Annotated in this window: 1 pseudogene; it reads right to left on the bottom strand. The window is 47.8% G+C overall.

The features are described from left to right. Nucleotides 1-842: 842 nt before the first annotated feature. Nucleotides 843-1,837 (bottom strand): annotated as a pseudogene (locus tag P5683_RS24440) (formylglycine-generating enzyme family protein); the annotation flags it as partial.

Genomic DNA, 1,837 nt, shown 5'->3' with positions numbered 1-1,837 from the left:
AGATACCTGATTCTACATTACCATAAATGCCGAAAATTAACCGGCTTTTTCACAGAAACCCGGTTTCGCCGGGGGAAGTTTGGTTTCGCTGCGCTTCACCCAACCTACATACTACATTACCATAAATGCCGAAAATTAACCCGCTTTTTCACAGAAACCTGATTGATCACGGCTGGGGAAGTTTGGTTTCGCTGCGCTTCACCCAACCTACATACTTCACCCAACCTACATACTACATTACCATAAATGCCGAAAATTAACCCGCTTTTTCACAGAAACCTGATTGATCACGGCTGGGGAAGTTTGGTTTCGCTGCGCTTCACCCAACCTACATACTTCACCCAACCTACATACTACATTACTATAAATGCCGAAAATTAACCCGCTTTTTCACAGAAACCCGGTTTCGCCGGGGGAAGTTTGGTTTCGCTGCGCTTCACCCAACCTACATACTACATTACTATAAATGCCGAAAATTAACCCGCTTTTTCACAGAAACCCGGTTTCGCCGGGGGAAGTTTGGTTTCGCTGCGCTTCACCCAACCTACATACTACATTACTATAAATGCCGAAAATTAACCCGCTTTTTCACAGAAACCCGGTTTCGCCGGGGGAAGTTTGGTTTCGCTGCGCTTCACCCAACCTACATTCTGAATAATCGGTAATTCGGGGCTGGACATCGTTGTTGTTTACACTCGGGCAATTTAAATTTAACATTTCTTTACACACAAATCCAGATTTATGGTGTAAAATTGGGGCAATATAAAAAATGGCTCGCTGCGATCGCTTAAAAGGCTAAATGGCTAGCAGGGTAAAGGGCAAAACCGCAAAAGCGCTAAGAGCTAAGAGTCTGGGGGGGCACAAGCCACCCGAAAACCGTAGTTGCTGCCGAGGAAGTCCGGGACGAGCCAGTGGCGGAAGGCACAACGGCAGTTTCCGGGATGGCTGCTCCACGAACCGCCGCGCAGCACGCGCCTTTCTTCGTTTTTCAAAAGCTTGACTAAACGTTCAACAGGGTTTTGAGAAGGATTATCGTTACCATCCCACACACCACCATCCGAGGGCGCACCATTGTAGTTGTCGCGCCAGGGGTCAGCGCACCACTCCCAAACGTTCCCGTGGATATCATACAAGCCAAAGGCGTTGGCGCTTTGAAACCGACCGACGGGGGTGGTTTTTTTGCGGAAGACTCCCTTGAGTCCTGAGCTATAGCTGTAGTTGCCATCGTAGTTGGCGAGGTCTGTCGTCAGGGTATCACCGACATGAAAGGGGCTAGTTCTTCCGGCGCGGGCTGCATATTCCCACTCGGCTTCACTCGGTAATCGGCAGGGTTTGCTGATTACTTTTGAGAGGCGATCGCACCATTCCACCACATCATACCATGAAACTTTTTCAACGGGAAGATTGAATCCTTTAAATCTTTAGGGGTCTAGGCTCAGGTTTCGTTGGAGTTTGGGGAAACTAGCCACTTGTCGCCATTGTGCTTGGGTAACCGGATATTTCCCCATTAGGAAGGGTTTAATCGTGACTTGGTGTTGGGGTCTTTCAGCATTAGAACTTCTAGGTTCACCACTCGACGCACCCATAATAAAGGTTCCTCCCGGAATTAGCACCATCTCCAGAGTTACACTATTTCCCAGGTCTTCGATAATACATTCAGCCTGACCGGGACGACGGTTAATTTCTCGACCCATTGAATTGACCGTAACGATGTCAAATTTAAACTTCTGGGTTGGGGGTTTTGGACTATCATCAGATGGCTGTAAATCTGCCCAAACTTGGGCTACAGATTGATAGCGTTTGTTAAACACTGTCTCAACCAAACGGTCTAAGATTT

The sequence above is a fragment of the Limnospira sp. PMC 1279.21 genome, from assembly GCF_032349615.1.
GTDB classification, from domain to species: Bacteria; Cyanobacteriota; Cyanobacteriia; order Cyanobacteriales; family Microcoleaceae; genus Limnospira; species Limnospira fusiformis.
Note: the sequence above shows the minus strand (reverse complement) of the source record. Positions and strands in the feature narration are given on the sequence as shown.